This is a genomic window from Burkholderia sp. 22313, from assembly GCF_052045245.1.
Classification (GTDB): Bacteria; Pseudomonadota; Gammaproteobacteria; order Burkholderiales; family Burkholderiaceae; genus Burkholderia.
In genome coordinates this window covers 1-20,248 of sequence record NZ_JBQEON010000023.1, presented here as the reverse complement: position 1 = coordinate 20,248, position 20,248 = coordinate 1, and the positions used below count along the sequence as shown (strand labels likewise).

The following is a 20,248-nucleotide window of genomic DNA, read 5'->3' as shown; positions in this document are numbered from 1 at the left end:
GCGATGAACCTGTCGCGCCCCTTCATCACCCGCCCCGTCGCGACGACGCTGCTCGCGCTCGGCGTCGCGCTCGCGGGCCTGTTCGCGTTCATCAAGCTGCCGGTGTCGCCGCTGCCGCAGGTCGACTTCCCGACCATCTCGGTGCAGGCGTCGCTGCCCGGCGCGAGCCCCGAGACGGTCGCGACCAGCGTGACGAGCCCGCTCGAGCGGCATCTGGGCTCGATCGCCGACGTCAGCCAGATGACGTCGACCAGCACGGTCGGCAACGCGCGGATCATCCTGCAGTTCGGGCTGAACCGCGACATCAACGGCGCCGCGCGCGACGTGCAGGCCGCGATCAACGCGGCGCGCGCCGACCTGCCCGCGTCGCTGAAGAGCAACCCGACGTACCGCAAGGTCAACCCGGCCGACTCGCCGATCATGATCGTGTCGCTCACGTCGGAAACGTCGTCGCCCGCCAAGCTGTACGACGCCGCGTCGACGGTGCTGCAGCAGTCGCTGTCGCAGATCGACGGGATCGGCCAGGTGTCCGTGAGCGGCTCCGCGAATCCGGCCGTGCGCGTCGAGCTCGAACCGCATGCGCTGTTCCACTACGGGATCGGCCTCGAGGACGTGCGGGCCGCGCTCGCGTCCGCGAACGCGAACAGCCCGAAGGGCGCGATCGAATTCGGCCCGAAGCGCTACCAGCTCTATACGAACGACCAGGCCTCGCAGGCGTCGCAGTACAGCGATCTGGTCGTCGCGTACCGCAACGGCGCGGCCGTGCGGCTGTCCGACCTGTCGGAGGTCGTCGACGGTGTCGAGGACCTGCGCAACCTCGGCCTGTCGAACGGCAAGCGCGCGGTGCTCGTGATCCTCTACCGCTCGCCCGGCGCGAACATCATCGAGACGATCGACCGCGTGCGCGCGGCGCTGCCGCAGCTCACCGCGTCGCTGCCGGCCGACATCACGGTCACGCCGGTGCTCGACCGCTCGACCACCATCCGCGCGTCGCTGAAGGACACCGAGCACACGCTGCTGATCGCGGTCAGCCTCGTCGTGATGGTCGTGTTCCTGTTCCTGCGCAACTGGCGCGCGACGCTGATTCCGAGCGTCGCGGTGCCGATCTCGATCATCGGCACGTTCGGTGCGATGTACCTGCTCGGCTTCTCGATCGACAACCTGTCGCTGATGGCGCTGATCGTCGCGACCGGCTTCGTCGTCGACGATGCGATCGTCGTGCTCGAGAACATCACGCGCCACATCGAGAACGGCAAGCCCAGGATGCAGGCGGCGTTCGACGGCGCGCGCGAGGTCGGCTTCACGGTGCTGTCGATGAGCCTCTCGCTCGTCGCGGTGTTCCTGCCGATCCTGCTGATGGGCGGCATCGTCGGGCGGCTGTTCCGCGAATTCGCGCTGACGCTGTCGCTCGCGATTGGCGTCTCGCTCGCGGTGTCGCTCACCGTTACGCCGATGATGTGCGCACGGCTGCTGCGCGAATCGCACGACGTGCAGGAGGAAGGCCCCTTCGGCCGTTTCCTCGAGCGCTTCTTCACGCGGATGCAGCGCGGCTACGAGCGCTCGCTGTCGTGGGCGCTGCGCCGCCCGCTGCTGATCCTGCTGATCTTGTTCGCGACGATCGGGTTGAACGTCTACCTGTACGTCATCGTGCCGAAGGGCTTCTTCCCGCAGCAGGACACCGGGCTGATGATCGGTGGCATTCGGGCCGACCAGTCCACGTCATTCCAGGCGATGAAGCTGAAGTTCACCGAGATGATGCGGATCGTGCAGGCCAACCCGAACGTGGCGAGTGTGGCGGGCTTCACCGGCGGCACGCAGACCAACTCGGGGTTCATGTTCGTCATGCTGAAGGATCGCACCGAACGCAAGCTGTCGGCCGACCAGGTGATCCAGCAGCTGCGCAAGCCGCTGTCGGACGTCGCGGGCGCGAGCACGTTCCTGCAGGCCTCGCAGGACATTCGCGTGGGCGGCCGGCAGAGCAACGCGCAGTACCAGTTCACGCTGCTCGGCGATTCGAGCGCCGATCTGTACAAATGGGGGCCGCTGCTGACCGAGGCGCTGCAAAAGCGCACCGAGCTGACCGACGTGAATTCCGACCAGCAGCAAGGCGGCATGGAGGCCATGGTGACGATCGATCGCGCGACCGCCGCGCGGTTCGGCATCAAGCCCGCGCAGATCGACAACACGCTGTACGACGCGTTCGGCCAGCGCCAGGTCTCGACGATCTACAACCCGCTGAACCAGTACCACGTCGTGATGGAAGTCGCGCCGAAATACTGGCAAAGCCCCGAGATGCTGAACCAGGTGTGGATCAGCACGTCGGGCGGCAGCGCGAACGGCTCGCAGACGACCAACGCCGCGGCCGGCACCTTCGTCGCGACGAAGGCCGGCACGTCGAGCGCCGGTACGGCCGCCACCAGCGCCGCGGCGATCGCGTCCGATTCCGCGCGCAACCAGGCGCTGAACTCGATCGCGTCGAGCGGCAAGTCGAGCGCGTCGTCGGGCGCATCGGTGTCGACGTCGAAGTCGACGATGATCCCGCTGTCCGCGATCGCGACCTTCGGCCCGAGCACGACGCCGCTGTCGGTCAACCACCAGGGGCTGTTCGTCGCGACGACGATCTCGTTCAACCTGCCGCCGGGCGTGTCGCTGTCGCAGGCGACCCAGGTGATCTACGAGACGATGGCGCAGATCGGCGTGCCGCCGACGATCGTCGGCAGCTTCCAGGGCACCGCGCAGGCGTTCCAGCAGTCGCTGAACAACCAGCCGATCCTGATCCTCGCGGCGCTGCTGACCGTCTACATCGTGCTCGGGATCCTGTACGAGAGCTACATCCACCCGATCACGATCCTGTCGACGCTGCCGTCGGCCGGCGTCGGCGCGCTGCTCGCGCTGCTGCTGTTCAAGACCGAGTTCAGCATCATCGCGCTGATCGGCGTGATCCTGCTGATCGGTATCGTGAAGAAGAACGCGATCATGATGGTCGACTTCGCGATCGACCAGACGCGCAACGGCCACAAGTCGTCGTTCGATGCGATCCACGAGGCGTGCCTGCTGCGCTTCCGGCCGATCATGATGACGACGATGGCGGCGCTCCTCGGCGCGCTGCCGCTCGCGTTCGGCCATGGCGACGGGGCCGAGCTGCGCGCGCCGCTCGGGATCGCGATCGCCGGCGGCCTGATCATGTCGCAAGTGCTGACGCTGTATACGACGCCGGTCGTCTACCTGTACATGGACCGGTTCCGCGTGTGGGGCGAGAAGCGCCGCAACCGCCGCGGCAATACGGGCGGCCCGGCGGTGGCTGGCGAGTAAGCGCCGGCGGCCGGAAAGTGATGACGCAGCCGTACGTGCTGAACGGATAACGAAACGAATCGGCCGGCATTGCGCCGGCCGTGGTTGGGTTGCGCCGGCGGCGCCCGGTGCCGAGCGCCACCGTCCGGGCGCTGCCGTCGTTACTCGGCGGCAGCCGCCGTCTTGCGCGGACGACGCGCACGGGGCGCCGTCTTGCGGGCCGGCTTCTTCGGCTTCGCGTCGGCAGTGGCTTCACCGGCCGACTCGGCAGCCGGTTCGGTCGGCGCGGTGTCATGCGACGGCTGCGCAGCGGCAACCGAACCGGCGAATTCGCCGACCGTCGGCGCCGCGTGCGGCGCGGCGGCGTGCCGGCCATCACCGTGCTCCGTCTCGCGATGCGCGGCTTCGGCCTGCTTGCCGTCCGCATGCTTGTCGCCGCCGTGCTTCGCCCCGCCATGCGCGGCATCGTCCGACTTCGCCGCATGATGGCCAGCGCTCTTCGCGTCGCCGCCCTTGGCTTCGCCCCCCTTCTTCGCGCCGACCTTCTTCGCCGCGCTCTTGCGGGCGCGCTTGCGGCCGTCCTTCGCGTCGCCGTGCGTGTCGCCGTGCGTGTCGCCGTGCGTGTCGCCGTGCGTGTCGCCGTGCGTGTCGGTCATCTCGACAGCCTCGGCCGGCGCGCTGGTTTCAGCCAGCACGACCGCCGCGTCGTCCATGACGTCGACGGCGGCCACCTCTTCCGCATCGACTTGCCCGCTTTCATGCGCGGCCGCTTCCGCCCGTTGGCCGCGACGCCGCGACTCGCGTTTGGCCGGCGCCGGTTCCGCATGGCGCGCGCCGTGGCCGTGGTGTGCGCCACCGGCCTCACGCGGCGCCGGGTGCTCGGCCACGGCCGACTGACGCGGCCGCGACACGAACGCGCCAGACTTGTCGTCGCGGCCCACTTCGAGCAGGCCGCGCGCCTGTGCTTCGTCGAGCAGGTTGCCGAATGCGCGGAAACCGTAATACGACTCGTTGAAGTCCGGCTTGCGGCGCTTGATCGCGCTCTTGAGCACCGACGCCCAGATCTTGCCGACGTCGTCGCGCTCCGATGCCAGCGCGTCGAAGGTCTCGACCGCGAGCGCGATCGCCTCGCTGCGGCGCACTTCCAGCTCCGGCTTGCGCGACGGCTCGTCGGGCCGCTTCGCGCCGCCGTTGCCCGCGCGCTGCTGTTCGCGCTTCGCGAGCGCGCGCTGCTGCTCGCGCACCAGGTCGTCGTAGAAGATGAATTCGTCGCAGTTCGCGACCAGCAGGTCCGACGTCGACTTCTTCACGCCGACCCCGATCACCTTCTTCGCGTTCTCGCGCAGCTTCGACACGAGCGGCGAAAAGTCCGAGTCGCCGCTGATGATCACGAACGTATCGACGTGCGACTTCGTGTAGCAGAGATCGAGCGCGTCCACGACGAGCCGGATGTCGGCCGAATTCTTGCCCGACTGGCGCACGTGCGGGATCTCGATCAGCTCGAAGCTCGCCTCGTGCATCGACGCCTTGAAGCCCTTGTAGCGCTCCCAGTCGCAATACGCTTTCTTCACGACGATGCTGCCCTTCAGCAGCAGCCGCTCCAGCACGGGCTTGATGTCGAATTTCTCGTACTTCGCATCGCGCACGCCGAGCGCGACGTTCTCGAAGTCGCAGAACACGGCCATGCTGACGTTGTCCAGGGGTAATGCCATGTGTACTCCAACCGGTTGGTCGCCGCGGTGTATTGCGTCGCGGCGAAAAATGCATCGCGCACATGATAGCCGGTCGGCGGGTCGATTCCGCAATCGATGCGCGCGGGGCTTGCCGGCGCGCCCCCGCCCGGCCGCGCCGGCAAGCCTTGCGCGGTGCGGCCCCCATTACCAGCGCGCCGCCTGCCCAAATCGACATACACTTGAGTATCGGTCGTCCGTCCCTATCTGAAAGGATGACACATCGAGCAAGGAGCGGTTTCATGACGACGAAGGTACTGCTGATTGGCGCGACCGGCCGCACGGGCCAGGCATGCGCGGATCTGCTGCTCAAGCAGCCGGAATTCGAGGTGACTGCGCTGGTGCGCCGGCACGGCTATGCGCTGCCGGGCGCGAAGGTCGTCGAGGCCGATCTGACGGGCGATTTCTCGTCCGCGTTCCAGGGCATCACGCACGTGATCTATGCGGCCGGCTCGGCGGAATCGGAAGGCGCCGCCGAGGAGGAGCAGATCGACCGCGACGCGGTCGCGCGCGCGGCCGAGCATGCGCTCGCCTGCAACGTGCAGAAGCTGGTCGTGATCAGTTCGCTGACCGCGTACTGGCCGGAGCGCAGCGGCGACGCGCTGCGCCATTACTCGCAGATGAAGCGCGAAGGCGACGACCAGGTGATCGCATCGGGCATCGACTACGTGATCCTGCGGCCCGGCCCGCTCGCCGACGGCCCGGGCGTCGGCAAGATCGCACTGACCGAGGAGCCGCTCGACGCGGCGCCGCCGGTATCGCGCCAGGATGTCGCATGGGCCGCGATCGAAGCGATCAAGCTTGGCATTACGCGCAAGGTCATCGGCTTCGTCGGCGGCGGCGTGCCGATCGAACAGGCATTGCGTGCCTAACGCAAGCCCGCGGCAAGCCCGCGCCGCCACCGGGCGGCGCGTTCCGTCGTGCCGGCGGCCCGCGACGCGGGCCGCTTTACCGTGCGCCGACGCGCCGCGGCTTACTGCTTCGAATGCGCGTCGGCCCAGGCCTTCACCGCGCCGAGCGTGTTCTCGACGTGCTTGTCGGGCGACAGGCTCGTATATTCGTACAACACCTTCCCTTCCGGCGAGATCACGTAAGACACGCGATTCGCGCGATCCAGCGCGGGCAGCTTCGCGTCGTATTCGCGGATGATCTTCGCGTCCGGATCGGCCGCGACCGGGAACTTGCTGCGGCACTCGCTCACCGAGAACTTCGTCAGCGTGTCGATGTTGTCCGCGGAGACGCCGATCACCGTCGCGCCGTATGCCTTGTAACGATCGACCGCATCCGCGAACGCATGCGCCTCGATGGTGCAACCCTTCGTGAACGCGGCCGGATAGAAGTACAGCACGACCGGCCCGTGCTTCAGCGCATCGGCGAGCGAGTACGTGTAAGTCTTGCCGCCCAGCGACGCCTGCGTCGTAAAGTCCGGCGCCGCGTCGCCCGGCTTCAGTTGCGCCTGCGCGACCAGCGCATGACCGGCCACCAGCAGCGCCGCCGCCACGCCCACCCATAGTTTTCGCTTCATCTGCGTCCTCATTTCTTATAAAGTCGGCCTCGAGATAGGCCACACTGCCGTTCGCCTGCCGAACGACAGTATGCACGACCCGGTCCAGCGGCAGCCGGTTAAAGATTCCGCACCGCCTGCCGTTATTCCTTCCGGACAACCGGTTCCAGCCCTTCACGTCAGCGAGACTCATGGAAGCCAACAGGAAACAGACGCCACGCAAGGGCTCCTGGCGCAACGCCTTGCATACGCTGCGCCGCTTCGCCTGGTCGGGCGGCGCGCTGATGCCTGCGCGCGCCGGTGCGCCGCGACGCGACGACACCGTGCGCGACTGGCTGGAACAGACGGTCGGCACGGTGGATTTCCTCGCCCATGTCGACCGCGAGCTGCGCTTTCTGTACGTGTCGGACGCGAGCCTGCGCTTCATCGGTTATCACCGCGACTACCTGCACACGCTGACGCTGCGCGACCTGATCGCAGAACAGGATACCGCTGCGCTGGAAAGCCTGCTTGCGCGCGCCGCGCGTTCCGGCCAGGTCGAGAAGGCGACGATGTGCATCGTCAAGTCGCTCACCTACCCGCTCGACGTCGAGATTCGCGCGTTCAAGAGCCGCCACCACGGCGTCGAAGGCTTCGCGATCGCGGCGTTCGACGTGTCGGTCTGGCGCGCGCTCGAGGCACGCCTGACGTACGAGATGCATCACGATCCGATGACGGGGCTCGACAACCTGTCCGCACTCGTGCCCGCGCTGATGCGCGCGCAGCAGGCGGCGGACGAAAACGGCACCTGCGCGGCGCTGCTGCTGCTCGACCTCGACGACTACCAGCGCATCAACCGCGCGCTCGGCTACGACGCCGGCGACGCGCTGCTGCGCGAAACCGCGCAGCGGCTGCAGGCGCTCGTCGCGCCCGACGAGCAGCTCGCGCGCGTCGCGAGCGACAAGTTCGCGGTCGTGTTCACCGCGCCGGACCGCACCCGCGCGAGCAACGCCGCGGACGCGCTCGCGCGCCGGCTGCAGGCCGCGGTGCGCGAACCTTACGTCTATCAGGGGCAGACCGTCCACCTGTCGGCGAGCATCGGCATCGCGCTCTACCCGGACGAACGTGCGGCGGCCCATCGCGCGCAGCACCACAGCCCGCTGCTGCGCCGCGCCGATCACGCGCTCGCGCAGGCGAAGGCATCGGGCGGCAATGCGCTCGCGTTTCATGCGCCGGTCGACGATCCGGCCGACGCCGAGCGGCTCAAGCTCGAAGCCGACCTGTACGACGGCGTGCGCAACGGCGAGTTCTCGCTCCACTTCCAGCCGATCACGCGCAGCCAGTCGGGCGCGGTGGTCGGCGTCGAGGCGCTGATGCGCTGGCGCCATCCGGTGCACGGCCTCGTGCCGCCGGCGACCTTCATTCCGCTCGCCGAATCGATCGGCCTGATCAACTATCTCGGCAACTGGGTGCTCAAGGCCGCGTGCATGCAGCTCGTCGCGTGGGACCGCCAGAGGCTCGCGCTGCAGTATGTGGCGGTCAACGTGTCGCCGCAGCAGTTCCGCGACCCGCGCTTCACGCAGAGCGTGCGCGAGGCGATCGCGCTGACGGGCATCGACCCGCGCCGCATCGTGCTCGAAATCACCGAAAGCCTGCTGATGCACGATCCCGCGCAGGCGAAAGGGCTGCTCGAGGAGCTGACCGAGCTCGGCATCCGCTTCGCGATCGACGATTTCGGCACCGGCTATTCGAGCCTCGCCTACCTGCAGCGCTTCCCGCTCGCGAAGCTGAAGATCGACCGCAGCTTCGTCGAGAACCTGCTGACGTCGCGCAACGACCGCGCGATCGTGTCGGCGGTGGTCGGCCTCGCGCAGACGCTCGATCTCGAGCTCGTCGCGGAAGGCGTCGAGACCGAGGCGCAGCGCGAGCTGCTGACCGAGATGGGCTGCAACCATATCCAGGGCTGGCTCGTCTGCCAGGCGCTGCCGTCTGACGAGCTCGCGCGGCGCTTCGAGGCGCAGCAGTTGCGCCTGCACGCCGCCTGACGCGCACGGCGAACCGGACAGATCCATATGTCAATCACCGCACACCTGCCCCGCACGGCGCTGCTCGACAAGCTGTGGGCCCGGATGAACGAACGGGGCGATTTCCCGCTGCTGTCGGAATCGCTGCGCGCGACGATGGCCGCGATGAAGAACGACGACCTCGACTTCACCGCGCTCGTGCGCGTCGTGCTGTCGGACTTCGCACTCACGCAGAAAGTGCTGCGACTCGCGAATTCCGCGATGTACATGGCGTTCGGCGGCAACATCACGACCGTGACGCGAGCGCTGATGGTGCTCGGCATGGACACGGTCGGCCATCTCGTCGTCGGGCTGAAGCTCGTCGACCATTTCCATCACAGCACGCCGCGCCGCATCGACGCGAAGCTCGAGCTGAACCGCGCGCTGCTGTCCGGCTGCGTCGCGCGCAAGCTGACCGAGCACGCGGAGCTGCGCGGCGGCGAGGAAGCCGTCGTCTGCACGCTGATGCGCCAGGTCGGCAAGCTGCTGGTGGTCTGCTATCTCGACACCGAATGGGACCGGATCCGCCGGCGCGCCGCCGAGTTGAACGGCGACGATGAGGCCGCATGCATCGATGTGCTCGGCGTCGGCTTCGATGAAATCGGTCTCGAGGCGGCCGCGAGCTGGCGGCTGCCCGACGTGATTCGCGCGGGGATGGCCGATGGCGACCGCCATGCGAAGCGCGTCGACCTGCGCGACGATGACGAAGACGAAGACGAAGATGAGGACGACGACGGGAACGCCCGCTGCCAGCGGCCCCATGACGCCTGCGCCGACGACACCCCCGAGCGCGTGCGCTGGCTGCGCGCGGTGAGCCGCTGCTCGACCGATGTCGCCGGTGCGCTGGCGATGCCCGCGGGCCCGCAGCGCGACGCGCACATCGCGGCCCTCGCGCAGCACTGCAGCACCGAACTGGAGATCGAACCCGGCGCGCTCGTCGAAATCGCCGAGCGGCTGGCACGCGAGGAAGCGAGCGACACCGTCATGCGCGAGATCGTCGAACTGCGCGCGAACGCCGACGCAATCGCGCGGGCGCAAGGCGAACCCGAGGCCTGCCTCGAAGCCGGCCTGGCAGACCTGCGCGCGCTGCCGTCCGAGCACGTCCTGACGCCGGTGCTCGCGCTCGCGTCGGAAAGCCTGCTCGCGGGCCTTGCGTTCACGCGCACCGTGATGTTCGTGCGCCGCGACGACGGCACGTTCGCCGCGCGCCTCGGCTTCGGCCCCGGCGTCGATGCCGCGCTCGATCGACTGTGCTTCCACGAGCGCTTCGAGCCGGACGTGTTCCATCTCGCGATCACGAACTCCGTCGGCATCTTCATCGAGCAGGCGCAGGAGCCGAAGATGGTGAAGCGCCTGCCCGCGTGGTACCTCGACGCGCTGCCCGACACGCTCGCGTTCGTGCTGTTGCCGGTGCGCGTCGGTGCGAAGACCGTCGCGCTGCTGTACGGCGACTGGGCCGGCGCGCAGCCCGCGCGCAAGATCACGCAGCAGGAGATGAGCGTGCTCAACGAGCTTGCGCGGGAGCTGGGACGGTTCTTCCCCGCGTGACGCGGCAGCCGCGCAGGCCTGCGGACGGCACGCCAGCGTACCCGCCACGATCGGCACCCCAAAAGCAAACCGGCCGCGAAGGCGGCCGGCTGCATCATGCGACGAATCGAAACGCTTACTTGAGCGTCACGGGCACGCTGAAGTACTTCTTCGCGAGGTTGTCGATCGTGCCGTCGGCCTTCAGTTCCTTCAGCGCCTGATCGAGCGCGGTCTTCAGCGCCGCGTCGTTCTTGCGCAGGCCGAAGCCGACGCCCGAACCGAGGATCTCGGCATCGCTGACCGTGCCGCCGGCAAAGCCGAAGCCCTGGCCTTGCGGCTTCGACAGGAAGCCCTTCGAGCCCGCTTCCGAATCCTGGAACGTCGCGTCGAGACGGCCCGACTTCAGGTCGGCATACGCCAGGTCCTGCGTCTGGTACGGCACGACTTCAACGCCGGCCGGCGCCCACTTCTTCTTCGCGTACGCTTCCTGGATCGTGCCCTGCAGCACGCCGACGCGCTTGCCCTTCAGCGACTGCGGCGTGGGCTGCATGCCGCTGCCTTGCTTCGCGATCAGCTGGTTCGGGATCGTGTAGATCGGATCGGTGAACGCGATCGCGTGCTTGCGCTGGTCGGTGATCGTCATGTCCGAGTTGATCGCGTCGAACTTGCGCGCCTGCAGCGCGGGGATCAGGCCGTCGAAGTCGTTCTCGACCCATACGCACTTCGTCTTCAGCTTCGCGCACACCGCGTTGCCGATGTCGATGTCGAAGCCGGTCAGCTTGCCGTCGGGCGTCTTGTATTCGAACGGCGCATACGAGGCCTCGACGCCGAACCGGATCTCCTTCAGATCCGCAGCCATCGCGCTGCCTGCCGCCACGGCCGACGCCGCCACTACCGCGTGCGCGGCCACTTTACGCCAATCCAACTTCATCAGGTGTTCTCCTCGATACTCGAATGTTCCGGAACTACGGGCGCATGCATCATTGCAGGGTCGGATAACGTCGACAATTCCGATGCCGCGCCTTGATGCGGCGCAACAGCCGCAAGGCCGCGATTGTACCAATCCGCGCGGCCCGATACGGTAAAGCCGCCGCCGGCGCCCGATGCTGCAGTGCGTGCGCGGTGACGGCCGGGCGGTCCGTCGAACTTGCAAGACGATGTCGCAAATACGCAAGCGCGGCGCGCGGGCTGTCGGTGCGGCAGGTGCGCGTCATCTCAAAAAGGGACATGCCGCGGGACTGGGCGCGGGCTGTGGATCCCGCGGCCACGCGCATCCGGTCATCGGTCAGACGAGTGCGGCAAGCGTGTCGCGCGTCGTGTCGACGACGAGCAGGCCCGCGCGCAAACCCGGCTTCACGGTCGGATTCGGGAACACGATGCGCTCCTCGTCGTGCTGCACCGTGTAGCGGTAGTCGCCGTCCTGCGCGAGCACCGTGCCGCGCGCGAACGCGGTGAAGTTCGCGACGTCGGCCGCGACGAACAGCTCGAGCGCGTCGCTTTGCTTCGTGATCTGGTCGATCACCGTGAACACGCGCGGCAGCGGCGGATGGCCGCCCCCCGCGGCGCGGTCACCCGGCGCACCCGAGACCAGCTTGCGCACCGCGCGGTCGGCCGGCGCGAAGCGCGACAGGTCATTCTGGCCGAACGGCCGCACCTTGCCGAGTTCGAGCGTGCACGCGAGCGCGCCGCAATGCTCGGCCGTGAAATGCGAATACGTGTTGCCCTTCGCGGTATGCAGCAGCACGGCCGCGATGCGCGCATCGCCGAGCCACTCGACCATCGTGCGGGTCGGCGGCGTGCCCGTGTGCGGCAGCAGCGCGAACTGCTCGAACACCGATGCGCGGATCGCCGTGTGCATGTCGATGTGCCAGCGCGCACCGCCCTTCGGCGCCGCCGCGAAGAACGCGGTGGCCGCCGCTTCGAGCTGCACCGCGCGCGCCGCTTCGCGGCTCGCCGGCACTTGCGCGTGACGGCCGCTGAACAGCCGATTCAGGTCGTCGTCGAGATAGCGGTCGCCCGCGCGCATCGCCGGCACGTTGCCGAGCACCACCAGCAGCCGGCATGCGAGCGGCAGCGTGCCCGCGGCAAGATCGCGCACGAGCATCGACAGCAGCTCGATCGGCGCCGTCTCGTCGCCGTGCACACCGGCCGACACCAGCACGCTCGCGCGCGCCTCGGCGCCGGCGTCACCCGCGGCCGGCTCGAACGCGAGCAGCCCGTCGCCGTGCCATTGCCAGCGCACCGCACCGTCCGCACACGCGCCGCCGGTTGCGGCCGGCGGATCGCCCGCGAGCGTGAACGCGAGGAAGTCGTCGAGCAATACGGCGGACGGCATGGGCGACTCAGCGCTGGAAGTCATACAGCGACCCGACGCGCAGGATCTGCGTGAGCTCGTCGAGCGCCGTGCGCGATTCGTCGAGCAGCGTCGGATCGGCGAGATCCTCCGGTGCGAGACGGTCGCGGTAGTGCTTTTCGATCCACGCGTCGAGCGACGCGAACAGCGTGTCGTTGATCCACACGTTCGACGTGACGGCCGCGCGCTCGGCATCGTTCAGCACGACACGCAGGCGCAGGCACGCGGGGCCGCCGCCGTTCTTCATGCTTTCGCGCAGATCGAACACCAGCACGTCGCGAATCGGGCCGTTGCCGGCCGCGAGCCGGTCGAGATAGGCGGCGACGTTCGCGTTCTCGCGGCACTCCTGCGGCACGACGAGCACTTGCGAGCCGTCCGCGCGCGACAGCAGCTGGCTGTTGAACAGGTACGACGTGACGGCATCGTTCACGCTCACGGCCGCATCGGGCACCTCGATCACGTTCAGCCGTGCGCCGCGCGCGTCGAGCGTGGCCGTCAGCGTGTCGTAGATCGCCTGCCTGTTGACGAACGCGCGCTCGTGCGTGAACAGCGTGTCGCGGTTGCCGACCGAAATCACGTCGTTGTGGAACACGCCCGCGTCGATCACGTCCGGATCCTGCTGCGCATAGACCGTCGCCGTTTCGGCAAGACCGTGGCGATGCGCGACCGCGCGGCTCGCCTCGAAGGTCTGGCGCGCCGGGAAGCGCTTCGGCTCCGGACCGCGACGATACTCCGCACGGCCGTACACGAAGAATTCGACGCCCGGCTTGCCGTATTCCGCGCAAAAGCGCGTATGGTTCGCCGCGCCTTCGTCGCCGAGTGCCGGCGTGCCCGTCAGCGCCTCGTGCACCGCGAAGTGCGCGGGATCGGCGAACAGCGTCGACAGCGTGCGGCGCGTCGCGTCGTGCTCGATCGCGCGATGCAGCTTGCTGCACAGGTTGGCCGGCGTGAAATGCACGCGGCCGTCGCTCGTGTCGGCCGACGGGCTGACGGTCGCCGCGTTCGCGGTCCACATCGCCGATGCCGAGCTCGCCGCGGCGAGCAGTTCGGGCGCCTGCTTCGCGGCCTTCGCGATCACGTCCGCGTCCTTGCCGGAGAAGCCGAGCTCGCGCAGCAGGCGCAGCGACGGGCGCTCCTGCGGCGGCAGCACGCCTTGCGCGAAGCCGAGATCCGCGAGCTGCTTCATCTTGCGCAGCCCCTGCTTCGCGGCGGCCTTCGGGTTCGCCGCCGACTTCTCGTTGTTGAGCGACGCCACATTGCCGAACGACAGCCCGGCGTAGTTGTGGGTCGGGCCGACGAGTCCGTCGAAATTGGCTTCTTGTGCGTTCATCGTCGTTCCCTCGATCAGAAATGCAGGCCCGGCGACAGGCTCGCGGGCAAGGTCAGTTCAGTGCTTTCCACCGACGCCATCGGATACGCGCAATAGTCGGCCGCGTAGTACGCGCTCGGCCGATGGTTGCCCGAGCGGCCCGTGCCGCCGAACGGCGCGGCAGACGATGCGCCGTTGGTCGGGCGGTTCCAGTTGACGATGCCGGCCCGGATCGTGCGGCGGAAGTGCGCCCATGCGTTGGCGTCGTCGGCCAGCAGGCCGGCGGACAGGCCGAACGCCGTGTCGTTCGCGCGCTCGATCGCTTCGTCGAACGTCGCGTAGCGGACGATCTGCGCGAGCGGGCCGAAGTGTTCCTCGTCGGGCAGGTTCGCCACGCCGGTCACGTCGATGATCGACGCGTTCACGAAGCCGAGGCGCGGATCGCGCTGCGTCATCGCGATGATCGGCTTCGCGCCCTGCTCGACCAGGCGCGACTGCGCATCGACGAGCTTTGCGGCCGCGCGCGCCGAGATCACCGCCCCCATGAAAGGCTGCGGATCGGCGTCGAACACGTCGGCCGCGATCTTCGACGTGACGTCGGCAAAGCGTGCGAGGAAGCGGTCGCCGAACGCGCCCTGCGGCACGAAGATGCGGCGTGCGCACGTGCAGCGCTGGCCGGCCGACAGGAACGCCGATTGAATCGTGTGATGCACGGCCGCGTCGAGGTCCTCGACTTCGCCGATCACGAGCGGGTTGTTGCCGCCCATTTCGAGCGCGAGCACGATTTCCGGACGGCCGCCGAACTGCTTGTGCAGCAGCGTGCCGGTGTCCGAGCTGCCGGTGAAGAACAACCCGTCGATCTGCCGATGATTCGCGAGCGCGATGCCCGTGTCCTTCTCGCCCTGCACGAGGTTCAGCACGCCCGCCGGCAGCCCGGCTTCGTGCCACACCTCGACCGTCGCGCGGGCGACGCCCGGTGCGAGTTCCGACGGCTTGAACACCACCGTGTTGCCCGCGATCAGCGCCGGCACGATATGACCGTTCGGCAAGTGGCCGGGGAAGTTGTACGGACCGAACACCGCGACGACGCCGTGCGGACGATGACGCAGCACCGCGACGCCGTCGGCCATGTCCTGGCGTTTCTCGCCGGTGCGTTCCTGATAGGCCTGAATCGAGATGCCGACCTTCGCGGCCATCGCCGCGACTTCGGTACGCGCTTCCCACAGCGGCTTGCCCGTCTCGCGGCCGATCGTGGCGGCGATCGCTTCCTTGCGTTCGGTGAGCAGCGCGGCGAAGCGCTTGACGATCGCGCAGCGCGCGTCGAAGTCGAGTGCCGACCAGCCGGCGAAGGCGCGCCGTGCGCTCGCGACCGCGCGGTCGACGTCGGCCGCCGATGCGCTGTCGCCCTGCCATGCGATCGCGTCGGTGCCCGGGTTGCGCGAAGCGAAGACGGGGCCCGAGCCTGCGACCCAGGCGCCGTCGATGAAGAGTTCCGTCATGATTCGTTTATCCTTGTTTGACTTTGAGCGGCAGCACGCGGACCGGATCGCCGGCCTTCACGTCGAGCGCGACGGCATCGTCGGCCGACAGCACGAACGCACCGTTCGCGACCACGCCCGGCGCGACGCCGACGCGGAAATCGCCGAGCGACGTGTTCGACACGAGCGACTTCGGCGGATGGTCGCCCCGTGCGTGATCGGTTGCATCCGGCACGCCGATCGCGACCGGCACGACGACGCTCTCGCGCACCGTGCGCAGGTCGTTCACATGGCATTCGAGCACCGGGCCCGCGTCGAAGATGTCGACGTGGTTCTGGTAGCGCAGCCCTTCCGCCTCGAGCATCTTGCGGGCCGGCAGCGTGTCGCGGTGCGTGAGGCCGACCGCGTCCTGTGCGTCTTGCGGCAGCAGGTCGACGTACACCGGGTAGCGCGGCATCAGTTCCGCGAGGAACGACTTGCGGCCGTGCGAGCTCAGGTAGTCCGCTGCGTTGAAGTCGATCTGGTAGAAGTGCGAACCGACCGCGCGCCAGAACGGCGACGTGCCGTCTTCGTCGAAGTGGCCGCGCAGTTCCGCGCAGATGCGTTCCGGGAAGCGGTCGCGAAACTGCGCGATGAACATGAAGCGCGAGCGCGACAGCAGGCCGCCGACACCGCCCGTGCGATAGCGCGGGCTCAGGAACAGCGAGCACACTTCCGCGTAACCCGTCAGGTCGTGCGAGATGTTGAGCGCGGACATCCGCGTCCACACGCCGAGTTCCTGGCTCGCGTGCACGACCGTGCTCACGCGATAGTTGTAGAACGGCTGTTCGAGGCCGACCTGCGTCTCGATTCCGCAGACGCCTGCGATGTCGCCCGTCTTCGATTCTTCCATCACGAAGAAGTAGCCGGCTTCGCCCGGCGCGGCGCGGCCGTCGAGCGTGCGGCGCGAGCGTTCGATGCGCGCGGCAAGCGCGTCGCGGTCGGGCTTGAACGTGGTCAGGCCCGGCCCGGTTTCCTTCGCGAGCGACACGAGCGCGTCGACGTCGCCCGTTTGTACGACCCGAACGACGATCATGCTGCGTCTCCCTTCATCTCGTCATCGTCGCGGCGGTGCAGCGGCACGCAGCGCACGACATCGCCATCCTTCACATCGAGTGCCGCGCGCACGTCGGCCGCGAGCGGCGCATGGGCGCCCCGCGCGTCGGCCGCGAGCGGCGCATGGGCGCCCCGCGCGTCGGCCGTATCGCCCGGCAGGTCGGCCAGCACGCAGCGGAACGATTCGCCGCTGCCCGTCGACACCATGTACGCGACGTCGCCCTGCTGACGCGCGGCTTCGCGCACCGTGCGCTCCGCGCCGTGCTTCACGCACGCGGTGCGGTCGACCTGCGCGGTCAGCACCGGGCCCGCGTCGAAGATGTCGACGAAGCGGTCCGGCTCGAAGCCTTCCTCGAGATGGATGTCGTACGCGAGCAGTGCCGTTTCGTTCGGCTCGCCGAGCACGCGCTGCGCGGCTTCCGGCAGCAGCGGCACGTAGAGCGGATACGCGGGCATCACTTCCGCGATGAACGTGCGGCTGCGGCCGCCCGACGCGATGTCGACGTCGGTGAAATTGCGGCCGAAGAACTTGCGGCCCACCGCTTCCCAGAACGGCGATGCGCCCGTGTTGTCGCTCACGCCGAGCAGCAGCGTGAACACTTCGGGCGTGAAGCGGCGGCGGTTCGCGGCGATGTACATCATCCGCGCACGCGAGATCAGGTGCGCGGCCGCGTCGCCGCGCAGCGACGGATCGACGTAGAAGCCGGCCAGCCGGCTTTTGCCGGTCAGCTCGTGCGACATCGTGAGCGCGTGGATCTTGCGGTTCACGTGCAGCTCGCGCGACGCGTGGATCAGTGCGTCGTTGCGGAACGCGTAGAACGGTTCCGAGTAGCCGGCCGCGGCCACGATGCTCGCCGTGCCGAGCAGCTTGCCCGTCGACGAATCCTCGAGCACGAAGAGATAGAACTCTTCGCCGGCGAAGTCGACGTCCGCGCGAAACGAATCCTCGGAGAGCGCCACGCGCGCTTCGAGCGCCGCGCGGTCGTGCGGCAGCGAGTGCAGGACCGGCTGCGCGGTGCGCGCCATGTGCGCGAGCGCATCGAGATCCGTGAGTTTGCCGGGGCGAACAAATAGCATCGTCGTTCCTGTCTGCGATGGGCGCGCCGATCAGCGCGCGGTGGCTTCCTGGGCCGCGAGCACCTGCTCGACTGCCTTTTCGAAGCGCTTGATGCCTTCGTCGAGCAGGTCGAACGGGATCACGAGCGACGGCACGAAGCGCAGTACGTTCGGGCCGGCGATCAGCATGATGAGGCCGTTCTCGGCGGCGGCGGTGACGAAGTCCTTCGCGCGGCCGTCGAATGCGGCGGTGAGTTCCGCGCCGACCAAGAGGCCCTTGCCACGGATGTCCTTGAAGATGCCGAAGCGTGCGTTGATGCGTTCGAGCGCGCCCTTCAGTCGCACGCTGCGTTCGCGCACGCCTTCGAGCAGTGCCGGATCGCCGATCAGTTCGACGACCTTGTCGGCGATTGCCGACGCGAGCGGGTTGCCGCCGTACGTCGTGCCGTGCACGCCGACCTTGAAGTGCGCGGCCAGTTCGTTCGTCGTCAGCATCGCGCCGATCGGGAAGCCGTTGCCGAGCGCCTTCGCGGTGGTGAGGATGTCCGGCGTGACGCCCGTGTCCATGTATGCGTAGAACTGGCCCGTGCGGCCGACGCCCGTTTGCACTTCGTCGAAAATCAGCAGTGCGCCGTTGGCGTCGCAGGCTTCGCGCAACGCCTTCAGGAAGGCCGGATCGGCCGGGATCACGCCGCCTTCGCCCTGCACCGGCTCGACGATCACGGCACAGGTTTTCGGGCCGATCGCGGCCTTCGCGGCTTCGATGTCGTTGAACGGCAGGTGCTTGATGCCCTCGGGCACCGGGCCGAAGCCTTCCGAGTATTTCGGCTGGCCGCCGACGCTGACCGTGAAGAACGTGCGGCCGTGGAACGACTGGACGAACGACACGATTTCGTATTTGTCGGCGCCGTGGCGGTCGAAGGCGACGCGGCGGGCGAGTTTCAGTGCGGCTTCGTTCGCTTCCGCGCCCGAGTTCGCGAAGAATGCGCGGTCGGCGAAGGTCAGCGATTCGAGGCGTTTGGCGAGGCGCAGCACCGGCTCGTTCGTGTAGCCGTTGCCGATGTGCCAGAGCTTGCGGCCTTGTTCGTCCAGGACCTTCAGCAGTTCCGGGTGGCCGTGGCCCAGCGACGTGACCGCGATGCCGCACGCGAAATCCACGTACTCGCGGCCGGCCGTGTCCCACACGCGCGAGCCCTCTGCACGGTCCGGCACGAACGGCGCGGGGGAAAATACCGGCACCATCACTTCGTCGAATGTCTGGCGGGTCACGGTCGAGGTCGTCATGGTCGTTCCTTTCGGTTTCGTAAGAGGGTTCAACAGGATCAAGTTTAGGTAAGGGCGACGCAAGCGTCTTGCAGAATTGCGACGGGTTCTATCGGAAGCGGATAGCTCGCTTTATTTTGCCCTTCCGGCGGAGGGCTCTTGGTTTTTGTCTGGGCGTTTTTGTTTGGGGGCGTTTTTGGTGGTGCGCTTTCGTTTCGCGTGAAGCACCTGCGATCGTGTCGGTCGGAGGTATCCGGAATTTCGTGTGTGAGGCGGGTTGAGATTCAGACTCCAATGTTGAATCGTTCCGGGTAAAGCAGCGCGAACTGTGTCATGGCGCTCTTCCAATCGTGCCGGGAACCGGTCCACTTGACCACGACGTTGCGCAGCGCCAGCCAGATCAGTTTGAGCGCGGCCTCGTCCGATGGGAAGTGGCCCCGCGCCTTGATGATCTTCCGAAGCTGCATGTGCAACGACTCGATCGCGTTGGTCGTATATACAACTTTCCGGATGTCAGGCGCGAAGGCGTAGAACGGAATCACCTGATCCCAGGCCCGGCGCCAGAGGGCGGCAATCGGTGGGTATTTCCTACCCCACGGGCTCGTATCGAACGCATCCAGCGCCACGGCGGCCGCTTCGGCCGACGGTGCCCGATAGATCTCCTTGAGCGCGGCTGCGACCGATTTCCGGTCTTTCCAGCTGGCGAAGTCCAGCGAGTTCCGGATCAGATGCACGATGCAGGTCTGCACCGTCGTGTCCGGGAACACCGTGTTGATCGCTTCCGGGAAGCCCTTCAGGCCGTCGACCACGGCGATCAGAATGTCCTGCACGCCGCGCAGCTTCAGGTCGTTCACCACCCGCAGCCAGAACTTGGCGCCTTCGGTCTGTTCGATCCAAAGGCCCAGCACGTCACGTGTGCCGTCGCGGCGCACGCCCAGTGCCAGGTAGATCGCCTTATTGCGCACCACGCCTTCGTCGCGGATCTTGACTCGCAAGGCATCGAAGAACACGACCGGGTACATCGGCTCGAGCGGCCGCTGCTGCCATTCACGCACTTCGTCGATCACCGCGTCAGTGACGGTGCTGATGAAGTCCGGCGATACCTCGATGCCGTACATCTCCAGCAGGAAGCCCTGAATCTCCCGCACGCTCATGCCGCGGGCGTACATCGCGATGATCTTGTCGTCGAAGCCGGTGAAGCGTCGCTCGCCCTTGGCGATCAACACCGGATCGAAGGTGCCTTCGCGGTCGCGCGGAATCTCGACGTCGAGCAAGTCGTCGTCGGTTGCAACGCGTTTGCGGCTGGTGCCGTTGCGATGGTTCGTGCGGCCGCCCGGTTTGGCTTCACCCTTCTCGTAGCCAAGGTGGTGGGTCAGTTCGCCGCCCAGCGCGCGTTCGAAGATCGCCTTCTTGAGCGCCGCGAGCTGCTCGTTGATCGTTGCCCGATCCAGCGTTCCGGGCACCAGTTGCTTGATGAGTTCCGGGTCCAGGTTCAAGCCCTTGCCCGGCTCAATCGTCACTTCTTCCTTGCGTTTGCGTGGCATAAAGTGGCTCCTTGGCCATCAGTTTATGCCTCACACACAAAGGTTCGGATAGGCTC

General features: G+C 67.7%; 14 protein-coding genes. 4 read left to right on the top strand and 10 right to left on the bottom strand.

Annotated elements, in window-relative coordinates:
- Nucleotides 1-3 precede the first annotated feature (3 nt).
- Nucleotides 4-3,312: an efflux RND transporter permease subunit gene (locus ACTJKF_RS19400; RefSeq protein ID WP_440625251.1), complete on the top strand. Its 3,309-nt coding sequence runs from the start codon at nt 4-6 to the stop codon at nt 3,310-3,312.
- Nucleotides 3,313-3,452: 140 nt separating this feature from the next.
- Here the strand turns inward: ACTJKF_RS19400 and ACTJKF_RS19395 are convergent, their stop codons facing one another.
- Entirely contained in the window at nt 3,453-5,003 is a 1,551-nt protein-coding gene (locus tag ACTJKF_RS19395; protein WP_440625250.1) for an NYN domain-containing protein, read from the bottom strand.
- Nucleotides 5,004-5,263: 260 nt separating this feature from the next.
- On the opposite strand from ACTJKF_RS19395, the gene ACTJKF_RS19390 reads away from it, so the two are divergent.
- Nucleotides 5,264-5,893: an SDR family oxidoreductase gene (locus ACTJKF_RS19390; protein WP_440625248.1), complete on the top strand. Its 630-nt coding sequence runs from the start codon at nt 5,264-5,266 to the stop codon at nt 5,891-5,893.
- A gap of 101 nt (nt 5,894-5,994) precedes the next feature.
- On the opposite strand, the gene ACTJKF_RS19385 is transcribed toward ACTJKF_RS19390, so the two are convergent.
- Nucleotides 5,995-6,546 carry a peroxiredoxin gene (locus tag ACTJKF_RS19385; protein ID WP_440625246.1) on the bottom strand — a complete coding sequence of 184 codons (552 nt, stop codon included), beginning with the start codon at nt 6,544-6,546 and terminating at the stop codon, nt 5,995-5,997.
- A 263-nt stretch (nt 6,547-6,809) separates the two neighbouring features.
- On the opposite strand from ACTJKF_RS19385, the gene cdpA reads away from it, so the two are divergent.
- Nucleotides 6,810-8,549: a cyclic di-GMP phosphodiesterase CdpA gene (gene cdpA, locus ACTJKF_RS19380; protein ID WP_440625377.1), complete on the top strand. Its 1,740-nt coding sequence runs from the start codon at nt 6,810-6,812 to the stop codon at nt 8,547-8,549.
- A gap of 27 nt (nt 8,550-8,576) precedes the next feature.
- Nucleotides 8,577-10,115 (top strand): HDOD domain-containing protein, encoded by a 1,539-nt coding sequence (locus tag ACTJKF_RS19375; protein ID WP_440625244.1) that lies wholly within the window; start codon nt 8,577-8,579, stop codon nt 10,113-10,115.
- Between the two features lie 115 nt (nt 10,116-10,230).
- Here ACTJKF_RS19375 and ACTJKF_RS19370 read toward each other — a convergent pair whose 3' ends face one another.
- From ACTJKF_RS19370 to ACTJKF_RS19335, 8 genes are all read right to left on the bottom strand, one after another.
- Complete coding sequence (locus ACTJKF_RS19370) at nt 10,231-11,025, bottom strand: ABC transporter substrate-binding protein (protein ID WP_440625242.1); 795 nt, start codon at nt 11,023-11,025, stop codon at nt 10,231-10,233.
- A gap of 354 nt (nt 11,026-11,379) precedes the next feature.
- Nucleotides 11,380-12,429, bottom strand: a complete 1,050-nt coding sequence (astE, locus tag ACTJKF_RS19365; RefSeq protein WP_440625240.1) for a succinylglutamate desuccinylase — start codon at nt 12,427-12,429, stop codon at nt 11,380-11,382.
- A 7-nt stretch (nt 12,430-12,436) separates the two neighbouring features.
- The gene (gene astB, locus ACTJKF_RS19360; RefSeq protein WP_440625238.1) at nt 12,437-13,777 is read right to left on the bottom strand and encodes an N-succinylarginine dihydrolase; all 1,341 of its coding nucleotides are present in this window, start codon (nt 13,775-13,777) and stop codon (nt 12,437-12,439) included.
- Nucleotides 13,778-13,791: 14 nt separating this feature from the next.
- On the bottom strand, nt 13,792-15,255 hold the full coding sequence (astD, locus tag ACTJKF_RS19355) for a succinylglutamate-semialdehyde dehydrogenase (RefSeq protein WP_440625237.1): 1,464 nt from the start codon (nt 15,253-15,255) through the stop codon (nt 13,792-13,794).
- A gap of 7 nt (nt 15,256-15,262) precedes the next feature.
- On the bottom strand, nt 15,263-16,309 hold the full coding sequence (astA, locus tag ACTJKF_RS19350) for an arginine N-succinyltransferase (RefSeq protein ID WP_440625235.1): 1,047 nt from the start codon (nt 16,307-16,309) through the stop codon (nt 15,263-15,265).
- A complete protein-coding gene (aruF, locus tag ACTJKF_RS19345; protein ID WP_440625233.1) occupies nt 16,306-17,406 on the bottom strand; it encodes an arginine/ornithine succinyltransferase subunit alpha in 1,101 nt (366 codons plus the stop codon). Before aruF ends, astA begins: the two co-directional genes overlap by 4 nt.
- 30 nt (nt 17,407-17,436) lie before the next feature.
- Entirely contained in the window at nt 17,437-18,669 is a 1,233-nt protein-coding gene (locus tag ACTJKF_RS19340; protein ID WP_440625231.1) for an aspartate aminotransferase family protein, read from the bottom strand.
- A 263-nt stretch (nt 18,670-18,932) separates the two neighbouring features.
- Nucleotides 18,933-20,192 (bottom strand): IS256 family transposase, encoded by a 1,260-nt coding sequence (locus ACTJKF_RS19335; protein WP_440625230.1) that lies wholly within the window; start codon nt 20,190-20,192, stop codon nt 18,933-18,935.
- Between the last annotated feature and the right edge of the window lie 56 nt (nt 20,193-20,248).

Bases quoted from the DNA above. Each gene is read 5' to 3' on its own strand.
- ACTJKF_RS19395 (WP_440625250.1), bottom strand. From the start codon at position 5,003: ATGGCATTACCCCTGGACAACGTCAGCATGGCCGTGTTCTGCGACTTC.
- astA (WP_440625235.1), bottom strand. From the start codon at position 16,309: ATGATCGTCGTTCGGGTCGTACAAACGGGCGACGTCGACGCGCTCGTG.
- ACTJKF_RS19335 (WP_440625230.1), bottom strand. From the start codon at position 20,192: ATGCCACGCAAACGCAAGGAAGAAGTGACGATTGAGCCGGGCAAGGGC.
- astE (WP_440625240.1), bottom strand. From the start codon at position 12,429: ATGCCGTCCGCCGTATTGCTCGACGACTTCCTCGCGTTCACGCTCGCG.
- ACTJKF_RS19385 (WP_440625246.1), bottom strand. From the start codon at position 6,546: ATGAAGCGAAAACTATGGGTGGGCGTGGCGGCGGCGCTGCTGGTGGCC.
- cdpA (WP_440625377.1), top strand. From the start codon at position 6,810: ATGCCTGCGCGCGCCGGTGCGCCGCGACGCGACGACACCGTGCGCGAC.
- ACTJKF_RS19340 (WP_440625231.1), bottom strand. From the start codon at position 18,669: ATGACGACCTCGACCGTGACCCGCCAGACATTCGACGAAGTGATGGTG.
- ACTJKF_RS19400 (WP_440625251.1), top strand. From the start codon at position 4: ATGAACCTGTCGCGCCCCTTCATCACCCGCCCCGTCGCGACGACGCTG.
- ACTJKF_RS19390 (WP_440625248.1), top strand. From the start codon at position 5,264: ATGACGACGAAGGTACTGCTGATTGGCGCGACCGGCCGCACGGGCCAG.
- ACTJKF_RS19375 (WP_440625244.1), top strand. From the start codon at position 8,577: ATGTCAATCACCGCACACCTGCCCCGCACGGCGCTGCTCGACAAGCTG.
- astB (WP_440625238.1), bottom strand. From the start codon at position 13,777: ATGAACGCACAAGAAGCCAATTTCGACGGACTCGTCGGCCCGACCCAC.
- aruF (WP_440625233.1), bottom strand. From the start codon at position 17,406: ATGCTATTTGTTCGCCCCGGCAAACTCACGGATCTCGATGCGCTCGCG.
- astD (WP_440625237.1), bottom strand. From the start codon at position 15,255: ATGACGGAACTCTTCATCGACGGCGCCTGGGTCGCAGGCTCGGGCCCC.
- ACTJKF_RS19370 (WP_440625242.1), bottom strand. From the start codon at position 11,025: ATGAAGTTGGATTGGCGTAAAGTGGCCGCGCACGCGGTAGTGGCGGCG.